The sequence below is a fragment of the Rhodoferax sp. genome (assembly GCF_013297935.1).
Taxonomy (GTDB): Bacteria; Pseudomonadota; Gammaproteobacteria; order Burkholderiales; family Burkholderiaceae_C; genus Allorhodoferax.
Genome location: NZ_JAAFIX010000006.1, coordinates 1 through 17,261 on the forward strand (window position 1 = coordinate 1; position 17,261 = coordinate 17,261).

Genomic DNA, 17,261 nt, shown 5'->3' on the forward strand with positions numbered 1-17,261 from the left:
GAAGCGGCCAATCTTGTCGCCATCTTCGGTTTCCACCACCATCGAGGTGAAGGTGATGGCAACGCCCAGGATGGCGAGCAATACACCCAGCACCAGGGGGAAGTAGCCCGGGCCCATGCGGGCTCCGGTGCCTACTGCGTAGTCGCTGGCGCCCAGCGCGAAACTTCCGCCCACGATGGTGAACATCAGGCCGGAGTAGAAGTCTTTTTGACTTTGGATTTTCAAGAAATGCCCCTCGTTTTTGTTACGACGTGAGGGAGTCGGTGGGGCATGAAAACCCCGCATCCGGACTCCGCGGGGCGAAGGTTATCGACAGGCGCTCCCACCGGTAACTGTGGCCTTCAACAGCTCGGGAAAACCCTTCGGTAAAAACCCTAGGAGGTCTTTTGGAGTGCGTTGTGCACTGTCCGGAGCCAGTCGTGGCCGATACGGGCGGCCAGTTCGCCATGCACCGGGAGGGCTGCGTTTTTCAGAAGACGTGTCTGCGCAGCCGTCGGGCTGTTCAGGTGTGCCGCCCCGGTAAGGTGCAGGGCAGCGAGTGCCTTGTCGTTCTGGGCGTCGGCGATTTCGTTGCCGAACACCAGCGCGTCTTCGAGCGCACCTTGCAGGAGGCGGCGGTCCGCAGCGGGCAGGCTCTCCCAAAAGCGCTGGTGGGTCACTACCGCATAGCCCAGGTAACCATGAGCGGTGAGACTCAGGTCGCTTTGCACGGCCTGCATTCCCTGGGTCCAGAAGTTGGACACCGGGTTTTCGGTTCCGTCCACCACGCCCCTCTCCAGGGCTCTGCGGGTTTCGCTGAAGGGCAGGGTCACCGGCCAGGCGCCCCATGCGCGCATTTGCTGTGCAATGACGCGGGAGGCCTGCACCCGTATCCGCAGGCCGACAAAATCCCGGGGCTCCAACAGCGGGCGGTTGGCGCTCATGTGCTTGAAGCCATTGTCAAAAAACCCCAGTCCGGTGAGCCGCTGCCGCTGCAGACTTTGCAGGAGCGTCTGGCCCACGCGACCGCGTGTCAGGCGGCGAACGGCCTCCAGGCTGTCAAACAAAAACGGCAAGTCGAACAGTTCAAACTCCGGAAACCCGATAGGGCCGAACTTCGACAGAGACGGAGCCACCATGTCGACGGCACCCAGTTGCAGGGCTTGCATTTCGTCGTGATCGCCATAGAGCTGCCCTTGCGGATACACCTGCACCCGGATACGGCCCTGGCTGCGCTCTTCCGTCAGTGTGCGGAACCGCTCCAGCGCCATTCCTTTGGGGGTGTCGCGGGCCACCACGTGGGACAGCCGGACTGTGGTGGAAGGTGCTCCCCATGTTCGCGCAGCGAGAGGTACCAGCCCGCCTGCAGCCAGCTGCAAACAGCGGCGGCGTGTCGGGGCGGGAGTGGAGGGCGGGGGCATGGCCGCTATTATGCGAGTGCCCCCCGACTCCCCTCGTCCCATGCCAGAGCGCAACCCCCCTCCTGCCGAGAATTTTGCTGCCCTGCGCGAAGGCGGCGCATTGGCTGCCCATCGCAGCCTGTGGCCCGGTGCCTGGCTCCTGGGCTTTTTGGCGCTGGTAGTGGGGTCTGTGATTGCGTTGGTGCTGTATCTCCAGCATTTCGAGGCCGAGGAGGACACCCGCCGCCAGGCCGCAGATGCACAGTGGCTGGAGCAGAGCGTGCAGTTTCACTTTCGCCGTCTTGAAGAGGATCTGCGGGTCGCCGCGCGGCAGTCGGCCGATGTGCAGGGCGGCCTCTTGTGGCGTGAGCCCGGCGTCTTGCTGGCGCAAGGTTGGGTCGGTGCGCCCTTGAGTGCGGCCCCCGGCTTATGGCAAGTGGACGAGTCCCGCCACCCCCTGAACGCGCAGTCTTTGGCCACCATGAATGACACGGCGCGGGGCCTGCGCCGATCAGCCTATGGCGGCCCCATGCGCACAGCAGATGGTGCCCTCATGCCGCTCGTGTGGTTGGCGGTGCCCTATTTTGAGCGAGGCTATTTTGTTGGCAACTATGTGGCGGCGCTGTCCTTGGACACGGCAGTCCAGAGCCTGGTGCCCGAGTGGTTTGCCCGCGCGCACCGCGTCCGCCTGGTGCTCGACGAAGGGGCCGTGGCCGCGGAGCCCGGCTCGCGCAAGCCATTTCGCGCAGCCATGAACCTTGCAGGTACGGACGTGTACCTGCAAGTCACGCCCGTGCAAGAGCAGGCTGCCATGGTCCCGCGTATTTTTCTGCTGGTGGCGATGGTGTTTCTGGGCGGCATGCTGGTGAGCTTGTGGGCGCTGCGGCGCGACATCAAGAAGCGCCAGCAGGTGCAAGCCCGGCTGCAGGCGGAAGTCGCGCTGCGCACCGCCATGGAGAACTCGGTCACCATCGGCCTGCGGGCGTGGGACATGGCAGGCCGGGTGTTGTATGTGAACGAAGCTTTTTGCCGGCTGGTGGGCTACCCGGCGCAGGCCCTGCTGGGGGTGTCGGCACCCATGCCGTATTGGCCGCAAGGCAACGACAGCCACATCGAGCAAGTGCACCGGGACATTCTGGCCCACGGCACCCAGGTGGACGGGGTAGAGGTGCAGTTCCAGCACCGCGATGGCCATCTACTTGATGTGCTGATCCACGAGGCTCCTTTGCACACCGCGACCGGCGAGCACATCGGGTGGATGAGTTCGGTGCTGGACATCAGCGAGCGCAAGCGCGCGCAAGCGGTGGCTTTGCAACAGCAAGAGCGGCTGGAGGCCACCGGTCGCCTGGTCGCGGTAGGCGAAGTGGCATCGACCCTGGCCCACGAACTCAACCAGCCACTGGGCGCGCTCAGCAGTTTTGCAACTGGTCTCTTGAATCGCCTGAAAGCCGGTCGCATCAGCCCCGAGGAAACGGCCCCCGTGGTGCAACGCATTGCCGGCCTGGCGGAGCGCGCAGGGCGAATCATCCAGCGCGTGAATGCCATTGCGCGGCGGCGCGAAATTTCGCTGCAGAGGCTTGATCTGGTGCCCGTGCTCCAGAGCATGGCGCCCCACACCATGCCCGACATGTCGCCGGTGTGGGTCAAGGCCGATGAGCTGCTCATCGAGCATTTACTCAACAACCTGCTTACCAACGCCCAGGAGGCCGCCCAAGCCCATTCGGATACGCCCCAAGTGCATATGGCTTTGATGGTGGAAGGGGCCTGCGCCCTGCTGAGCGTTTCGGACAATGGCCCCGGTGTGCCGGAAGAAAACCAGGCGCATATTTTTGATGCCTTTTACAGCAGCAAAGAAGGTGGCATGGGCATGGGCTTGCCGATCTGCCGGTCCATCGTCGAGGCGCACCACGGCCGCATTGTGGTGGACCGGGCCCCGGAGCTGGGCGGCGCCCGCTTCACCGTCAGTCTGCCTCTGGCGGCACAATAGGCACCCCAGAAAGGCCCCCCGTGAGTACCGCAGCCATTTACATAGTTGATGACGATGCCGACATGCGCGAAGGCCTGGCATGGCTGTTTGACTCGCGCGGCCACAAGGCCACCACCTGGGACAGCGGGCCGCCGTTTCTGGAGTCGGTGAAGTCGCGGGCCGGCGTCTGGGAGCAGGCGGTGGTGTTGCTCGACATCCGCATGGTGCCCATGACCGGGCTGCAAATTTTTGATCAGCTCAAGGCGCTGGCGTGCCCTTGGCCAGTGCTGTTTCTGACCGGCAATGGCGATGTCGGCATGGCGGTGGCCGCCGTGAAAAACGGCGCTTGGGATTTTCTGGAAAAACCCTTTCAAGACAATGTGCTGGTCGACCGCGTAGAGCAAGCCCTGGCCGCCGCCGCGGCCGATGGCAACGCAAACCAGGAGGCGCACCGTTTGCGTTTCGCGCTGGCCTCTCTCAGCCCGCGGGAGCGCGAGGTGTTGGACCAGCTCATTTTGGGCCACTACAACAAGAACATTGCCGATCACTTGGGCATCACTCCGCGCACCGTGGAGTTTCACCGCGCCAACATTTTTGAAAAAATGGGCGTGAGCTCCGCCATTGAGCTGGCGCACAAGCTCGGGCGACTGCAGCCTATTGGCACCCCGCCGGACAAGGCCTGACAAGGCAGCCCCGTACAAACCCCGTGGTGGGACTGGCACGGAACTGGCTAGCATGGGTCCGTAACTTGACCGTTTGGTTAACTTGTGACGGTTGAATCGGCGGCTGTGCCCCTCCTTGGTGCAGCCATGACTCCTGCTACTGTGTGCCAATGAACCATTCCGAAGCATCAGGCCTCCGGGCCACTCCCGTTTCCACGGGCCGTACCGCGGTCGCGGTGCGCCGTGCGAGCGTCGTCTATCAGACGGCCGATACGCCTGTCCACGCTCTCTCTGACATTGATCTGGACATCGGTGAGGGCGAGTTTGTCTCGCTGATCGGCCCGTCCGGATGCGGCAAAACCACCCTCATGCGGGTGATTGCCGACCTGGAGCACATCAGTGCCGGCGAGGTGCTGGTCAATGGGGTGAGTCCGCACGATGCGCGTCTGGCCCGGGCCTATGGTTATGTGTTTCAGGCCCCGGCGCTGTTTCCGTGGCGCAATGTGTTGGCAAATGTGACGCTGCCGCTGCAGATACAGGGCAAAGGCAAGGCCGAGGCCAAGGCCATTGCGCTGGAGCACCTGGAGCGTGTGGGCCTGAAAGGCTTTGAGGGCAAGTACCCCTGGCAGCTCTCGGGTGGCATGCAACAGCGCGTGTCGATTGCACGTGCCCTGTCGTTTGAGCCCAAGATTTTGATGATGGATGAGCCCTTTGGTGCGCTGGACGAAATCACCCGCGACCGGCTCAACGAGCAGCTGCAGCAGCTCTGGCAGCGCGAGCGGCGCACCGTGGTGTTTGTGACGCACAGCATTGCCGAGGCGGTGTACCTGTCCACCAAGATTGTGGTCATGTCGCCGCGTCCCGGGCGCATCGTCAAAGTGATTGACTCCACGCTGCCTGACGAGCGCCACTTGGGCTTGCGCGACACGCCCGAGTTTGTTGCCCTTGCCCACGAAGTCCGGGAAGCTCTCGCTGATGGCCACCACTAGAACACTTTCACAACGCCTCGCCCACGACTGGTTTCCGGTCGCCGTCGTGCTGCTGGCGGTGGTACTGGCCTGGTATGGCGCTGCCTGGGGCATGAATGCGCAGGGCGCGATTGAACGGGTGCTCGATGAAGAAGCGGGCTACACGCAGCGCGAGTTGTTTGAAGCCACCATGACCATGGAGCGCCCACTGGTGCCCGCACCGCACCAGGTGGCGGCGGACTTCTACGAGAGCCTGACCGAGTGGCCCATAGACTCGCCCCGCAACCTGATGTACCACGTAGCCGTGACCGGCCAATCGACCCTGCTGGGCTTCGTCATGGGTACGGCGCTGGGGCTCTTGCTCTCGGTACTTATCGTGCACAGCCGCACCCTCGACAAGGCCTTGCTGCCCTGGATCGTGGCATCGCAGACCGTGCCGGTGCTGGCCATTGCGCCCATCGTGCTGGTGGTGCTGGGCAGCCTGGGTTTTTCGGGCACGGCGCCCAAGGCTTTTATTGCCATGTACCTGTGCTTCTTTCCGGTCACGGTGGCGATGGTGCAAGGGCTGCGCTCGCCCCAAAAGATAGAGACTGAAATGATGTACACCTATGCCGCCTCGCGCTGGCAGGCACTCTGGCTGCTGCGCTTGCCGGCCGCGTTGCCTTTCTTGTTCCCTGCGCTACGAGTGGGTGTGGCGGCCGGGCTGGTGGGGGCCATGGTGGCGGAGTTGCCCACCGGCGCCCAGGCGGGCTTGGGTGCCCGCTTGCTCACTGGTTCTTACTATGGGCAAACCACGCAAATTTGGTCTGCCTTGGTCATGTCAGCCCTGTTGGGTCTGGCGCTCACCGGTATCGTGGCCGGTGTGGAGCGCTGGGTGTTGCGAAGCCGAGGTGTGAAATGAGTGATTCCGCCGCAATCGAAGCCGTCGCGGGTGCTACGGGCCTGGCCCCGTGGTTCTGGCCCTGCATGTTGCTGCTAGCTCTGGTGGCGGGCTACAGCGTCTACCGCATGGCCGCAGTGCAGGGTGCCCGCTGGGTGGGCATGGCTACGGCAGCCCTGTTCGGGGCTTGGGTCGTGCTGTTCTGGGAAATTCTGGTGCGCGCGCTCGATGTGCCGCGCGTGCTACTGCCCGCGCCCAGCCTGGTGCTGGGCTCGCTGATGGACCACGCACCCAAGCTCTGGGGTGACTTTGTGCAAACCGTGGGCAAAGCGGTGCTCATCGGCTGGGCGTTGGGTTGCGGCCTGGGCTTTGCAGTAGCCGTGGCGATTGACCGCATGCCGTTTTTGCAGCGCGGCCTGCTGCCGGTGGCCTCGCTCACCAGCGCTATCCCGCTGGTCGGTGTGGCGCCCATTGCGGTGATGTGGTTCGGGTTTGAGTGGCCCTCCAAAGCGGCGGTGGTGGTGCTCATGACCTTCTTCCCCATGCTGGTGTCTACCTTGGCGGGCCTGCAGGCTGCGGGCAAGCTGGAGCGTGAGCTGATGTACAGCTACGCCGCCAGCTACCCGCGCACGCTGCTGGCGCTGCGCCTGCCGGCGGCGCTGCCTTTCATCTTTGGCGCGCTCAAGGTCAATGCCACCTTGGCCCTCATTGGTGCCATCGTGGCCGAGTTTTTTGGCTCGCCCACGTCGGGCTTGGGTTTTCGCATCAGCACCGAGGCCGCGCGCATGAACATGCCGCTGGTCTGGGGCGCGATTGTGGTGGCGGCGGTAACCGGATCGGTGGCCTACGCCTTGCTTGTACAGCTGGAGCGCCGCGCGGCGTTCTGGCATCCCTCAGTGCGCGAAGGGTGAGCCCGCGCTTGGTCTGTGTTGCATTTTCATTAACCCGTAGAAGGAGCTTTCCATGATTCGTTCTTCCCAGTTCACCAAGGGCCTGCTGGCCTTGGCGATGGCTGCTGCCGGCTTTGGTGCCGCTGCTGCTGACAAGGTCACTGTGCAGCTCAAGTGGGTGCCGCAAGCCCAGTTTGCCGGCTACTACATGGCCGCGGCCAAGGGCTTCTACAAAGACGCCGGCTTGGACGTGACCATCAAGCCCGGTGGCCCCGACATTGCCCCCACCCAGGTGATTGCCGGCAAGCAAGCCGACATCGTGGTGGACTGGATGCCCTCTGCCCTGGCCGCGCGTGAAGCCGGCGTGCCCTTGGTCAACGTGGCCCAGGTGTTCAACCAATCCGGCCTGATGCTCACCTGTAAAAAGGCCAGCGGAGTGACCACGCCTAAAGACTTCAAGGGCAAGACCCTGGGCGTCTGGTACGGTGGCAACGAGTACCCCTTCTTGAACTGGATGGGCAAGCTCGGCTTGAAGACCGACTCTGACATCAAGATCCTGAAGCAAGGCTTCAACGTTGACCCGCTGTTGCAAAACCAGGCCGCTTGTATCTCCACCATGATTTACAACGAGTACTGGCAAGTGGTGGACGCGGGTGTGAAGGAAAAAGACCTGGTCACCTTCTTCTATGAAAAAGAAGGCGTTGCTACCCTCGAAGACGGCTTGTATGTCCTCGAAGGCAACCTGAAGGACCCCGCCTTCGTGGCCAAGATGGGCAAGTTCCTGAAAGCCACGCTCAAGGGCTGGGACGCTGCGGTTAAAGACCCAGAAGGTGCCGCCAAAGCGGTGGTGGCAGCCGACACATCGGGCAGCGCCAGCCTGAAGGTGCAAAAGCGCCAGATGGAGAACGTGGCCAAGCTGATTACCAATGCCGGCACACCCAAGATTGGGTACCTGGAACCCGCCGCCTACGAGCGCACCGTCAAGGTGTTGCTGGCCGGTGGCAGCGACCCGGTGATCAAGAAAGACCCGGGCAAGGCCGCGTATTCGCACGCCATTTACGACGCTGCGCAGAAGTGATGACGTTTCGCCGCCGGGCCGCCCCAAGGCGTAACGCGGCCCCTAGTGGGGCAGCGACCCGCGCAGCGGTGGAGCGTGGGGGCGTTTATAGTTCGGCGACATGACCCACGTTGCCGAAGTACCCAAAGGCCTCATTCGCCGCGCGAATGAGGCCCTTATTTTGTCTGCCGCCGAAAAAGTGTTTGCGCGCGCCGGTTTTGGCGGCGCCACCATGGCCGCCATTGCCGAGGCCAGCGGCCTGCCCAAGGCCAATCTGCACTACTATTTCGGTAGCAAAGAAGTGCTGTACCGCGCCGTACTGGCCCAAATTTTGAGCGACTGGCTGGTGCCCACCCACGGCATCACGGTCGACGCCGACCCGCGCACCGCGCTGGAGCAATACATACGGGCCAAGATGGAGCTCTCCGCCCAGCGGCCCGACGGCTCCAAAGTGTGGGCCAACGAACTGCTGCACGGCGCGCCGGTGGTGAAAGAGTTGCTGGCGACCGACCTGCGCCAACTCACCCTAGAGAAAACTGCGGTAGTGCAAGCCTGGGCCGATGCCGGGCGCATCGCCCCGGTGGATGGCATGCACCTCTTCTTCACCATCTGGGCCGCCACTCAAACTTATGCCGACTTCGACGTGCAAATCTGCGCGGTGCTGGATCAGAATGCGCTGGGCCCGAAGGACTTCGAGCGCGCGACCGAGCATGCGGTGTCGTTCATTTTGCGGGGGTGTGGTCTGTAGTTTTAAGTCAAATGCGGCACTAGCCCCTATGAAGACTGCGCGACCAGCTATAGTTTTAATAGCGAAATGACGGCTTGGTGCCCCTACCGCTTCCGATGAAAACGGGCCCTCCCGCACAATCAACGGTGACACGCAGGATCCGTTAACCCCTGAAGGAGATTTTCATGGCCGCAGGAACCATCATCGCTGTGCTTTCCAATGTGCCTTGGGGCCAAGTGATCGACGCTGCGCCCAAAGTGGCGGAGGGCGCTACCAAATTGTGGGGTGCCGTCACCCGAAGGAAGAAGAACGACGCTGACTTGGCACCCCAAGCCGGGGCCGGCGCTACGGAGGGTGATGTGGCGGACGATTCCCTCCAGCGCCTGCGTGCAGATGTCCAGGTGCTGCAGGCCTCGGTCAGAGATGTGCGGGAGGAGTTGCTCACTGCCACCGAGCTGATCAAACAGTTGGCCGACCAGAACACCGTCTTGGTGCAACGCGTGGAGCTCCATCGCCGCAGATTGGCGCTGCTGTCTTACCTAACTGCGGGCGGCTTCACGATGTTGGTGTCTGCAGTTGTTTATCTACTGACCACGCGCTAAGCCCCTGCACCCCCCGAAACGTCGTCGACTGGCTCGTCAGTGGCTCCCATTTTTTGCACCACCAGTTCAATAAAGCGCGAAACCGCCAGCGGCAGATAGCGCCTGCTGGGGTAGACCAGGCTCACACCATGCCCCAGCCGGTGATAAGAGGGCAGCACGGGCAGCAGCAGGCCCGCACGCATGTCGCGCTTGGTCAAGGCTGACGGTAGCAGCGCAATCCCGAGTCCGGCCAATGCCGCTTTGCGCAACGCTTGCGCCGTGTTGCCACTGAAGTGCCCGGTCACTTGCACTTCAGACTCCTCGCCATCAGGTCCGGTAACCCGCCAGCTTGCTTTGCCACTGGGGTGGCTGAAGCCTAGGCAATCGTGCGTCACCAAGTCTTGCAGCATCGTCGGTACACCGCGCCGTGCGATGTAGGCCGGGCTTGCCACCAAGCTATCGGTACCCGCATCCACGACCTTGCGAGCAAAAAAGCCGGAGTCCTCCAAAACGCCGCCCCGAAACGCCACATCAATGCGGTCCGCAATCAGGTCCGCGCGCCCGTCACTCAGCACAAAGTCCAAACGCACCTTGGGGTAGGTGGTCAGGAACTCGGAGAGCCAGTCCATCGAAAAAAAGTCGAAAAAGTCAGCCGGAGCGGCTACCCGGACCAAGCCACGGGGTTCCTGGTTTACCGCTTGAAGCTCCTGGCTCGCGTCAATCAGCCCGTCTACCGCACCGCCGCACCGCTCCAGAAACACCTCGCCTGCGCTGGTCAGTGCCAGATTACGGGTAGATCGCTGCATCAACCGGATACCCAGCTGGGCCTCCAGCAATTGAACCCTGCGGCTCAACGTGTTCGCCGGCACACCCATTCGGCGTGAGGCTTCCGCAAAGCTGCCGTAGCGCACCACTTGCACAAAGGTAGCGATGTCATTCAAGTCGGTCATGGCTGATTGCTTCAATTTTTGGATGAGTGCAATCATATTGCGCCATCTAGTCAATCAATCAAGGAATTTTTAAGCTACAGGCATTCATTCAAGCACGCAAGGTTTCTCCATGACAGCACCCGCATCTGCCCCCCGCGCCATCGTGTACCGCACCCGTGGTACCACCCACGGTCCGATTACCCGGCTCATGAGCCCCAGTGACTTGGGGCAGGTGCTCAAGCCTTTCATCTTCTTGGACTTGGTGAATTTCAAAGCCGGCGGGCTCAACCAAGGTTTTGGCATGCACCCGCACTCGGGCATCGCTACCGTGACCTTTTTGTCGCAAGGCGATGTGCGCTACGAGGACAGCACCGGTCAATCCGGCCTACTGCCTGCCGGTGGCGTGGAGTGGATGCGCGCTGGCAATGGTGTGTGGCACAGCGGTAGCCCGGTGGGCGAAGCGCCCGGCCTGGGTTTCCAGTTGTGGGTAGCGCTGCCGGCCGATCTGGAAAACGCTGCTGCGCAAAGCCAATACCTGGCACCCGAGTTGGTGCCTCACATCGGGCCGGTCAGGGTTTTGCTGGGTAACTATGACGCAGCGCGCAGCCCCGTAGCGGCACCCGCGGGCATGACGTATCTGTCAGTCAACCTCGCCAAAGGCGAGCGCTGGACCTACACCCCACCAATCGGACACACCGTGGCTTGGTTAGCCGTGGCCGCAGGCCAGCTGGAGGCCTCCGAAACCGTCGACGCCGGTGAGCTCGTAGCCTTCGCCGACTCAAGCGCCGGCATTGAGTTGCTCGCCACGGAGGCCACCAGTTTGGTGCTGGGCTCGGCCGTGCCCCACCCGCACGAGTTGGTGATGGGCCACTACTCGGTGCACACCAGCCGGGAAGCCTTGAACCAGGGCGAGACCGAAATCCGTCGCATCCGGCAGCAGCTGCGCGAAGCCGGGCGACTCGGCTAAGCACTTCATCCACTTTCTATTTCATACGACCCATCAGCTCCGGGGGCGATGAGGGTTGGTACACGCAATGCCCCCGTTACTTTCAAAGGAAAACATCATGAACATCGGCATCATCGGATCAGGCGGCCTGGGCTCCAACGTAGCGCGCGCTTTGGCGAACAAGGGGCTCTCAGCCACCATTTCCAATCGGCGTGGTCCGGATTCGCTGGCCGCACTCGTGGCCGATCTGGGCCCCACCATCAAAGCCGGTACGGTGGCAGAAGCGGCTGCCGCTGACATGGTGCTCATCGCCGTGCGCTGGTCGGACTTGGGTGAAGCGCTGGGCAGCCTGCCTGCCTGGAAAGGTCGCATCGTGATTGACGGCACCAACCCCGTCGAGTTTCTGGACCCCAACTCGCCAGACGCCCAAGACCCCAGCAACCCGCTGGCGGCCTACGGCATCAAAGCCATCGACCTCGGCGGCCGCTCATCCAGTGAAGTGTTCAGCGAGTTCGTGCCCGGCGCTCGCGTCGTCAAGGCTTTGAATCATCTGGATGTGAACGTCCTGGCGCAGCCCGAAGTCTCTGGCGGCCAACGCGCCATGTTTTACGCAGGTGACGATACCGCCGCCAAAGCCGAAGTCCGCCAGCTGTTGGGCGCTATGGGTTACTTTCCCGTAGACCTTGGAACGCTGGAAACCGGCGGGCGCTTGTCAGAACTGCCATTCGGCGCTTTGTCGGCCAGCAACTTCATCAAGGTCTGAGTCATTGGTGGTGAAAATCAGCAACACAAGTAAAAAGAGCTGCTAGCGCTGGTGGAATATGCGCTAGCAGCTCCTGTTTTGATAGCGCTTTCGCGCTTTTCATTTCACCTCAAGCCGTAAACACCCGCGCCTTGCGCGGCGTCAGCACCACCACATCGCCTTCTTTCAGCTCCAGCGCCTTGTACTCCTGCGCGCCGATCTGGGCTTCGATGATGTCGCCGCTGCCTGCCGCGCTGCGGTCCTCGGGCAGCAGCTCCAGGCGGGCAATCGGGCCGACCACGATGGCGCGCACCAGCTTGGCCACAATGCCGCCTGCTGGCTGGCCGGCCTGGTAGGGCTGCACATCCAGGTCGTGCGGGCGCACATAGGCAAAGGCTTTGGCGTTTTGCGCTTCGCTGTGCTCGGGGCTGGTCAGGCGCACGCCGTGGTGGTCTTCACCGATCAGCATTTCGCCTTCGTGGGCACGGCCATGGAACAGGTTCACGTCGCCCAAAAATCCATACACAAACGGGCTGGCGGGGTGGTCCCACACCTGCTGGGGCGAGCCGATCTGCTCGATCTTGCCGCTGTTCATCAGCACCACGCGGTCGGCCACTTCGAGGGCCTCTTCCTGATCGTGGGTCACAAAAATGCTGGTCACATGCAGCTCATCATGCAGGCGGCGCAGCCAGCGGCGCAGCTCTTTGCGCACCTTGGCGTCCAGCGCGCCAAAGGGCTCGTCGAGTAGCAGCACTTTGGGCTCTACCGCCAGAGCGCGGGCCAGGGCAATACGCTGGCGTTGGCCGCCCGAGAGTTGGGCGGGAAAGCGGTCGGCCAGCCAGTCGAGCTGAACCAGGCCCAGCAGGTCGTGCACCTTTTGCTTGATAACGGCTTCTGAGGGGCGCAGGGCCCGCGGCTTCATGCGCAGGCCGAAGGCCACGTTGTCAAACACGCTCATGTGGCGGAACAGGGCGTAGTGCTGGAACACAAAGCCCACATTGCGGTCGCGCACATGCACGTCGGTGGTGTCTTCGCCGCTGAACAAAATGTTGCCGTGGTCAGCGGTTTCCAAGCCGGCAATGATGCGCAGCAGCGTGGTTTTGCCACAGCCCGAGGGTCCGAGCAGGGCGACGAGTTCGCCGGACTCGATGTCCAGGTTCACGTCCTGCAGGGCCTTGAAGCTGCCGAAGTCTTTGCTGACGTTGCGGATTGCGATGCTCATGGTGTGGGTTTCTCCGGGGGCAGGGCAGCAGCGGCCTTCTGGTCGCGCTCGAACTGCCATTCGACAAATGATTTGATCACCAGGGTGACGAGAGCCAGCAAGGCCAACAGCGAAGCCACGGCAAAGGCTGCTACCGACTGGTATTCGTTGTACAAAATTTCAACATGCAGCGGCATGGTGTTGGTCTGGCCACGGATATGACCCGACACCACGGACACTGCACCGAACTCGCCCATGGCGCGCGCGTTGCACAAGATGACGCCGTAAATCAGGCCCCACTTAATGTTGGGCAGCGTCACGTGCCAGAAGGTTTGCCAGCCGCTGGCGCCCAGCACCTGGGCGGCCTGCTCTTCGTCGGTGCCTTGGGCCTGCATGAGCGGGATCAGCTCGCGGGCGATGAAGGGGACCGTCACAAAGATCGTGGCCAGCACAATGCCGGGCACGGCGAACACGATCTTGATGTCATGGGCCATCAGCCACGGGCCGAACCAGCCGTGCGCCCCGAACATCAGCACATAAATCAGCCCTGCCACCACCGGCGACACCGAGAACGGCAGGTCGACCAACGTCGTCAAAAAGGCCTTGCCCTTGAACTCGTACTTGGCAATGCACCAGGCGGCGGCAATGCCGAACACCAGGTTCATCGGCACCGTAATGGCAGCGACGAGCAGGGTCAGGCGGATGGCGCTCCAGGCATCGGGCTCTTGCAGGGCGAGCCAGAACTCCTGGCCTCCCTTGCGCAAGGCCTCGGTAAACACCGCCGCCAGCGGCAACACCAGAAACAGGAAAACAAAGCCCAGCGCAATGCTGATGAGTGTCCACTTCACCCAGGCGGGCTCGGTGGTACCGGCTTGGGCCCGGCGAATCGTGCGTGTGTTGCTCATGCTCAGGCTCCTGCGCGCTTGCGCTGCCAGGATTGCAGGCCGTTGATCACCATCAGCATGGCAAACGAGGCCAACAGCATGACCGTGGCCACGGCGGTGGCGCCGGCATAGTCGTATTGCTCCAGCTTGCCGATGATGATGAGCGGGGTGATTTCAGAAATCATGGGCATGTTGCCAGCGATAAAAATGACCGAGCCGTACTCCCCCACGCCGCGGGCAAACGCCATCGCAAAGCCGGTGAGTAGCGCAGGCCCGATGGTCGGGAAAATCACATACCGGAAGGTCTGCCACCGGGTAGCCCCCAGGCACGTGGCGGCTTCTTCGAGTTCTTTTTCAGCGTCTTCGAGCACGGGCTGCACCGTGCGCACCACAAAGGGCAGGCCGATGAACAGCAGCGCAATCACCACTCCATTGCGGTTGAAAGCGAGCTGGATGCCATAAGGCTCCAGCAGGCTGCCGACCCAGCCGTTACCAGCCAGCAGCGCGGTGAGCGAGATACCGGCCACCGCGGTGGGCAGGGCAAAGGGCAAGTCCACCAGCGCATCCACCACGCGCTTGCCGGGGAACTGGTAGCGCACCAGCACCCAAGCGATCAGCAGGCCGAACACCGCGTTCAACAAGGCCGCCAGAAACGAGGCGCCGAAGGTGAGCTGGTACGAGGCTACCACCCGCGGGCTGGCCACGGCGGCCCAGAACTGGTCCCAGGTCAGCGTGAAGGTTTTGAACACCAGCGCGGACAAAGGAATCAGCACAATCAGCGCGAGATACACCAGGGTGTAACCCAGCGTGAGCCGGAAGCCGGGCAAGACCCGTTTGGGCGTCCGCTTGGGAGCAGACGCCTGCAGAGCAGCAGCAGTCATTTACTTGACGGTGTAGAGCTTGTCGAACTGGCCGCCGTCATTGAAGTGCACTTTCTGCGCTTCAGCAAACGAGCCGAAAAACTCTTCGGCACGGAACAGCGTAATGGGCTTGAAGGTGCTGGGGTACTTCTTCAGAATGGCCGGGTTGCTCGGGCGGATGGCGTGTTGGGCGGCAATCTCCTGGCCCTCGTCGGTGTACAAGAAGTTCAGGTAGGCGCGGGCCTGCTCAGCAGTGCCTTTTTTGGCCACGGTGCGCTCGACCACGGCCACCGGGTTTTCTGCCACGATGGAAATTCCGGGGTGAATCGCGTCTACTTTATTGGCTCCGAATTCGCGGTCCACCGACACCACTTCAGACTCGAAGGTGATCAGCACATCGCCGATATTGCGCTGCAAAAAGATGGTGGTGGCATCGCGGCCGCCCTTGGCGAGCACGGGCACGTTTTTGTAGAGCTTGCTCACAAAGTCAGCGGCTTGGGCATCGGTGCCACCCTTTTTGCGCACTTGGCCCCAGGCGGCCAAATAGGCCATGCGGCCGTTGCCGCCGGTTTTGGGGTTGACCACAATCACCTGGATGCCGGGCTTGACCAGGTCATCCCAGTCCTTGATGCCCTTGGGGTTGCCGTTGCGCACCAGAAACAGCATGGTGGAGCTGGTGGGCGCGGCGTTGCTCGGAAACTTCTTGGTCCAATCTTTGGCCACGACGCCGGTGCCAGCCAGAAAGTCGATGTCGGTGGTGGTGTTCATGGTGACCACGTCGGCCTCCAGGCCGTCGTTCACGGCCCGGGCTTGGGCGCTGGAGCCGGCGTGGCTCTGGTCGATCTTGATGTCTTTGCCGGTCGTTTTCTTGTAGTTGGCAATAAAGGCCGTGTTGATGTCTTTGTAAAACTCACGCGCCACGTCGTAAGACACATTGAGCAGCGCGGTCTGGGCTGCTACTAAATTGCTAGCTGTCAGCGCAATGGCGGCGAGGGCTAGAGTGGTTTTTTGCTTGAAATTCATGGCAAGTCCTGTGAAAAGTGGTTGCGCGCAAAACGGCATCGGGTGCGTTGGTAGAGTCTGATTTTGGGGACGCGGGGGGCAAACCACAACGAATACTTCGTTGTTTGTTTATATGCAAAAGTGTCTAACAGCAGTAGACCCTACTGCTGTTTTGGTTATTAGCGGGCCCGTGCTTCGGAGCGGCGCAGTGTCCAGTTCAGGCCGATACCAGCCGAGGTGCCGGTGCTGCGCAGGTGCAGAGGGCTGCCGGTGTTGGCATTGCCGGCGTAGTTTTCGGCCCGTACAAAGCCGAAGATGCGCACGTCCGGCGTCAAGGCCCGCGAGGCGCTCGCTGACAGGCGGGTGGCAATCAGGCCGCTCTGGGCGTCGTAGGCGGGGCGCTGGGCGGTCGCCAGGTCGGCGGGCACGCCGTAGAAATAGCGATTGAGCCGTGCATCCCCAAAAATCAAGCTGGCGCTGGTGGCGAAGCGCCATGCCGAAGCGGGCGCGCGGGTTTCCCAAATCAGCTCCGGCTCCGCCGCAAAGCCCTGGGTGCGCAGTCCGCCCTGCACCTCAATGACGCTGCGCAAGGGCAACTCCAGCCGCACCTGGCTCCGTGCGTCCGGCCGGGCCAGCACGGTTTTGAGCCGCGGGCCGAACTCCACCAGCGTGCCCAGGTCGGGCATGCCCTGGCGGGCGGCAATGTCGTTGGAGCTGGCGGGCAGCGAGGCAGCAAAGCCGATGTCGAACTCGGTGTCCTCGGTGTGTACCAGTCGCGCACCCACGCTACCGCGCTCCGCACGGAACACCTCGCCGCGGTACACCAGCACCGGCAACACCAGCCCGAGGCCGCTGCGCTCTATCGACGCGGGATACGCCGGCGTCGACACGGCGCCGGCAAACACGCCGAGCTCCCACAGCGGCAAGCCATCGCTGGCGGTGTCGGCGAGTGCGGGGGCGAGCCACAGCGGGCTTGTCAGCGCCACCGCGGCAGCCAGCAGGGCGCGGGCAGACCATTGCTGGAGACTGCGGGTGGACGGTGGGGTGGAGCGGGTAGTGACAGGCATGGGGCAAAGCACAGTGGTGCGCACAGGGCAGGCGTGTGAACGCGGGTTCAGAGCAGTTTGACGGCGGCAATCGCAGCCCAGCCGAGCACAAAGTTGGTCACCACCAGCAAGTGGATTTGCCCGGCGGCCTTGGCGGCCACCGGCCACTCGGCGGCTGCCACCGCACGGCGGAACTTGGCAAAGCCCGCAAAGTAGATGTGCCCGAAGATCAAAAACATCAGTCCGCCCAGAGCAGTCATGATCGTCCAGCCCAAGGGCACCACCGCATGGCCGGTGGCCTCGCGGGCGGCCTTCATGGCGCCGCCGAACATGGTGCCGCCGGTGGCCAGCAACACCACGATGGCGATCAGTACCGCCACAAAAAAGCGTTGCCACACGGCGGCCATCAGGCGGGCGCGGGGCTGGGCTTCCATCACCGCCAGGGTGGCCGGGCGCAGCGCGATCAGCATGAAGGTCATGCCCCCCATCCAGACGATGGCGGCAATCAGGTGCAGGAGTTTGGACAGGTCGTACATCAGGG

19 protein-coding genes are annotated in these 17,261 nt (G+C 62.7%); 10 read left to right on the forward strand and 9 right to left on the reverse strand.

What is annotated here, in order from left to right; translation table 11 throughout:
* Window positions 1–225, reverse strand: a 225-nt coding sequence (locus tag QZW03_RS09960) for a tripartite tricarboxylate transporter TctB family protein (RefSeq protein WP_296509853.1), incomplete at its 3' end; no start/stop codon positions are given.
* A 149-nt stretch (window positions 226–374) separates the two neighbouring features.
* A complete protein-coding gene (locus tag QZW03_RS09965) occupies window positions 375–1,400 on the reverse strand; it encodes a TRAP transporter substrate-binding protein (RefSeq protein WP_296509854.1) in 1,026 nt (341 codons plus the stop codon).
* A gap of 40 nt (window positions 1,401–1,440) precedes the next feature.
* Here QZW03_RS09965 and QZW03_RS09970 point away from each other — a divergent pair, with 40 nt between their 5' ends.
* From QZW03_RS09970 to QZW03_RS10005, 8 genes are all read left to right on the forward strand, one after another.
* The gene (locus QZW03_RS09970; RefSeq protein WP_296509855.1) at window positions 1,441–3,366 is read left to right on the forward strand and encodes an ATP-binding protein; all 1,926 of its coding nucleotides are present in this window, start codon (window positions 1,441–1,443) and stop codon (window positions 3,364–3,366) included.
* A gap of 20 nt (window positions 3,367–3,386) precedes the next feature.
* A complete protein-coding gene (locus QZW03_RS09975; protein ID WP_296509856.1) occupies window positions 3,387–4,028 on the forward strand; it encodes a response regulator in 642 nt (213 codons plus the stop codon).
* Between the two features lie 149 nt (window positions 4,029–4,177).
* Entirely contained in the window at window positions 4,178–4,996 is an 819-nt protein-coding gene (locus QZW03_RS09980; RefSeq protein WP_296509857.1) for an ABC transporter ATP-binding protein, read from the forward strand.
* The gene (locus QZW03_RS09985; protein WP_296509858.1) at window positions 4,983–5,876 is read left to right on the forward strand and encodes an ABC transporter permease; all 894 of its coding nucleotides are present in this window, start codon (window positions 4,983–4,985) and stop codon (window positions 5,874–5,876) included. Before QZW03_RS09980 ends, QZW03_RS09985 begins: the two co-directional genes overlap by 14 nt.
* The gene (locus QZW03_RS09990; protein WP_296509859.1) at window positions 5,873–6,766 is read left to right on the forward strand and encodes an ABC transporter permease; all 894 of its coding nucleotides are present in this window, start codon (window positions 5,873–5,875) and stop codon (window positions 6,764–6,766) included. The genes QZW03_RS09985 and QZW03_RS09990 overlap by 4 nt, the downstream gene beginning before the upstream one ends.
* 52 nt (window positions 6,767–6,818) lie before the next feature.
* On the forward strand, window positions 6,819–7,823 hold the full coding sequence (locus tag QZW03_RS09995) for an ABC transporter substrate-binding protein (protein ID WP_296509860.1): 1,005 nt from the start codon (window positions 6,819–6,821) through the stop codon (window positions 7,821–7,823).
* Window positions 7,824–7,923: 100 nt separating this feature from the next.
* Complete coding sequence (locus QZW03_RS10000; RefSeq protein WP_296509861.1) at window positions 7,924–8,550, forward strand: TetR/AcrR family transcriptional regulator; 627 nt, start codon at window positions 7,924–7,926, stop codon at window positions 8,548–8,550.
* Between the two features lie 164 nt (window positions 8,551–8,714).
* Window positions 8,715–9,131 carry a hypothetical protein gene (locus tag QZW03_RS10005; RefSeq protein ID WP_296509862.1) on the forward strand — a complete coding sequence of 139 codons (417 nt, stop codon included), beginning with the start codon at window positions 8,715–8,717 and terminating at the stop codon, window positions 9,129–9,131.
* Here the strand turns inward: QZW03_RS10005 and QZW03_RS10010 are convergent.
* On the reverse strand, window positions 9,128–10,060 hold the full coding sequence (locus tag QZW03_RS10010; RefSeq protein WP_296510075.1) for a LysR family transcriptional regulator: 933 nt from the start codon (window positions 10,058–10,060) through the stop codon (window positions 9,128–9,130). The two genes, QZW03_RS10005 and QZW03_RS10010, sit on opposite strands and share 4 nt — an antisense overlap.
* A gap of 109 nt (window positions 10,061–10,169) precedes the next feature.
* On the opposite strand from QZW03_RS10010, the gene QZW03_RS10015 reads away from it, so the two are divergent.
* Window positions 10,170–11,006, forward strand: coding sequence for a pirin family protein (locus QZW03_RS10015; RefSeq protein ID WP_296509863.1), 837 nt, complete (start codon window positions 10,170–10,172; stop codon window positions 11,004–11,006).
* Window positions 11,007–11,103: 97 nt separating this feature from the next.
* Window positions 11,104–11,748, forward strand: a complete 645-nt coding sequence (locus tag QZW03_RS10020) for an NAD(P)-binding domain-containing protein (protein ID WP_296509864.1) — start codon at window positions 11,104–11,106, stop codon at window positions 11,746–11,748.
* Window positions 11,749–11,857: 109 nt separating this feature from the next.
* On the opposite strand, the gene QZW03_RS10025 is transcribed toward QZW03_RS10020, so the two are convergent.
* From QZW03_RS10025 to QZW03_RS10050, 6 genes are all read right to left on the reverse strand, one after another.
* On the reverse strand, window positions 11,858–12,949 hold the full coding sequence (locus QZW03_RS10025) for a sulfate ABC transporter ATP-binding protein (protein WP_296509865.1): 1,092 nt from the start codon (window positions 12,947–12,949) through the stop codon (window positions 11,858–11,860).
* Window positions 12,946–13,833 carry a sulfate ABC transporter permease subunit CysW gene (cysW, locus tag QZW03_RS10030; protein WP_296509866.1) on the reverse strand — a complete coding sequence of 296 codons (888 nt, stop codon included), beginning with the start codon at window positions 13,831–13,833 and terminating at the stop codon, window positions 12,946–12,948. The genes QZW03_RS10025 and cysW overlap by 4 nt, the downstream gene beginning before the upstream one ends.
* Window positions 13,834–13,835: 2 nt before the next feature.
* On the reverse strand, window positions 13,836–14,693 hold the full coding sequence (gene cysT / locus QZW03_RS10035) for a sulfate ABC transporter permease subunit CysT (protein WP_296509867.1): 858 nt from the start codon (window positions 14,691–14,693) through the stop codon (window positions 13,836–13,838).
* Window positions 14,694–15,695, reverse strand: a complete 1,002-nt coding sequence (locus tag QZW03_RS10040) for a sulfate ABC transporter substrate-binding protein (RefSeq protein WP_296509868.1) — start codon at window positions 15,693–15,695, stop codon at window positions 14,694–14,696.
* 158 nt (window positions 15,696–15,853) lie between these two features.
* Window positions 15,854–16,741 (reverse strand): MipA/OmpV family protein, encoded by an 888-nt coding sequence (locus QZW03_RS10045; RefSeq protein WP_296509869.1) that lies wholly within the window; start codon window positions 16,739–16,741, stop codon window positions 15,854–15,856.
* A 47-nt stretch (window positions 16,742–16,788) separates the two neighbouring features.
* On the reverse strand, window positions 16,789–17,256 hold the full coding sequence (locus QZW03_RS10050; RefSeq protein ID WP_296509870.1) for a hypothetical protein: 468 nt from the start codon (window positions 17,254–17,256) through the stop codon (window positions 16,789–16,791).
* Window positions 17,257–17,261: the final 5 nt, after the last annotated feature.

Bases quoted from the DNA above. Each gene is read 5' to 3' on its own strand.
- QZW03_RS09965 (WP_296509854.1), bottom strand. From the start codon at position 1,400: ATGCCCCCGCCCTCCACTCCCGCCCCGACACGCCGCCGCTGTTTGCAG.
- QZW03_RS09970 (WP_296509855.1), top strand. From the start codon at position 1,441: ATGCCAGAGCGCAACCCCCCTCCTGCCGAGAATTTTGCTGCCCTGCGC.
- QZW03_RS09980 (WP_296509857.1), top strand. From the start codon at position 4,178: ATGAACCATTCCGAAGCATCAGGCCTCCGGGCCACTCCCGTTTCCACG.
- QZW03_RS09985 (WP_296509858.1), top strand. From the start codon at position 4,983: ATGGCCACCACTAGAACACTTTCACAACGCCTCGCCCACGACTGGTTT.
- QZW03_RS09990 (WP_296509859.1), top strand. From the start codon at position 5,873: ATGAGTGATTCCGCCGCAATCGAAGCCGTCGCGGGTGCTACGGGCCTG.
- QZW03_RS09995 (WP_296509860.1), top strand. From the start codon at position 6,819: ATGATTCGTTCTTCCCAGTTCACCAAGGGCCTGCTGGCCTTGGCGATG.
- QZW03_RS10000 (WP_296509861.1), top strand. From the start codon at position 7,924: ATGACCCACGTTGCCGAAGTACCCAAAGGCCTCATTCGCCGCGCGAAT.
- QZW03_RS10005 (WP_296509862.1), top strand. From the start codon at position 8,715: ATGGCCGCAGGAACCATCATCGCTGTGCTTTCCAATGTGCCTTGGGGC.
- QZW03_RS10010 (WP_296510075.1), bottom strand. From the start codon at position 10,060: ATGACCGACTTGAATGACATCGCTACCTTTGTGCAAGTGGTGCGCTAC.
- QZW03_RS10015 (WP_296509863.1), top strand. From the start codon at position 10,170: ATGACAGCACCCGCATCTGCCCCCCGCGCCATCGTGTACCGCACCCGT.
- QZW03_RS10020 (WP_296509864.1), top strand. From the start codon at position 11,104: ATGAACATCGGCATCATCGGATCAGGCGGCCTGGGCTCCAACGTAGCG.
- QZW03_RS10025 (WP_296509865.1), bottom strand. From the start codon at position 12,949: ATGAGCATCGCAATCCGCAACGTCAGCAAAGACTTCGGCAGCTTCAAG.
- cysW (WP_296509866.1), bottom strand. From the start codon at position 13,833: ATGAGCAACACACGCACGATTCGCCGGGCCCAAGCCGGTACCACCGAG.
- cysT (WP_296509867.1), bottom strand. From the start codon at position 14,693: ATGACTGCTGCTGCTCTGCAGGCGTCTGCTCCCAAGCGGACGCCCAAA.
- QZW03_RS10040 (WP_296509868.1), bottom strand. From the start codon at position 15,695: ATGAATTTCAAGCAAAAAACCACTCTAGCCCTCGCCGCCATTGCGCTG.
- QZW03_RS10045 (WP_296509869.1), bottom strand. From the start codon at position 16,741: ATGCCTGTCACTACCCGCTCCACCCCACCGTCCACCCGCAGTCTCCAG.
- QZW03_RS10050 (WP_296509870.1), bottom strand. From the start codon at position 17,256: ATGTACGACCTGTCCAAACTCCTGCACCTGATTGCCGCCATCGTCTGG.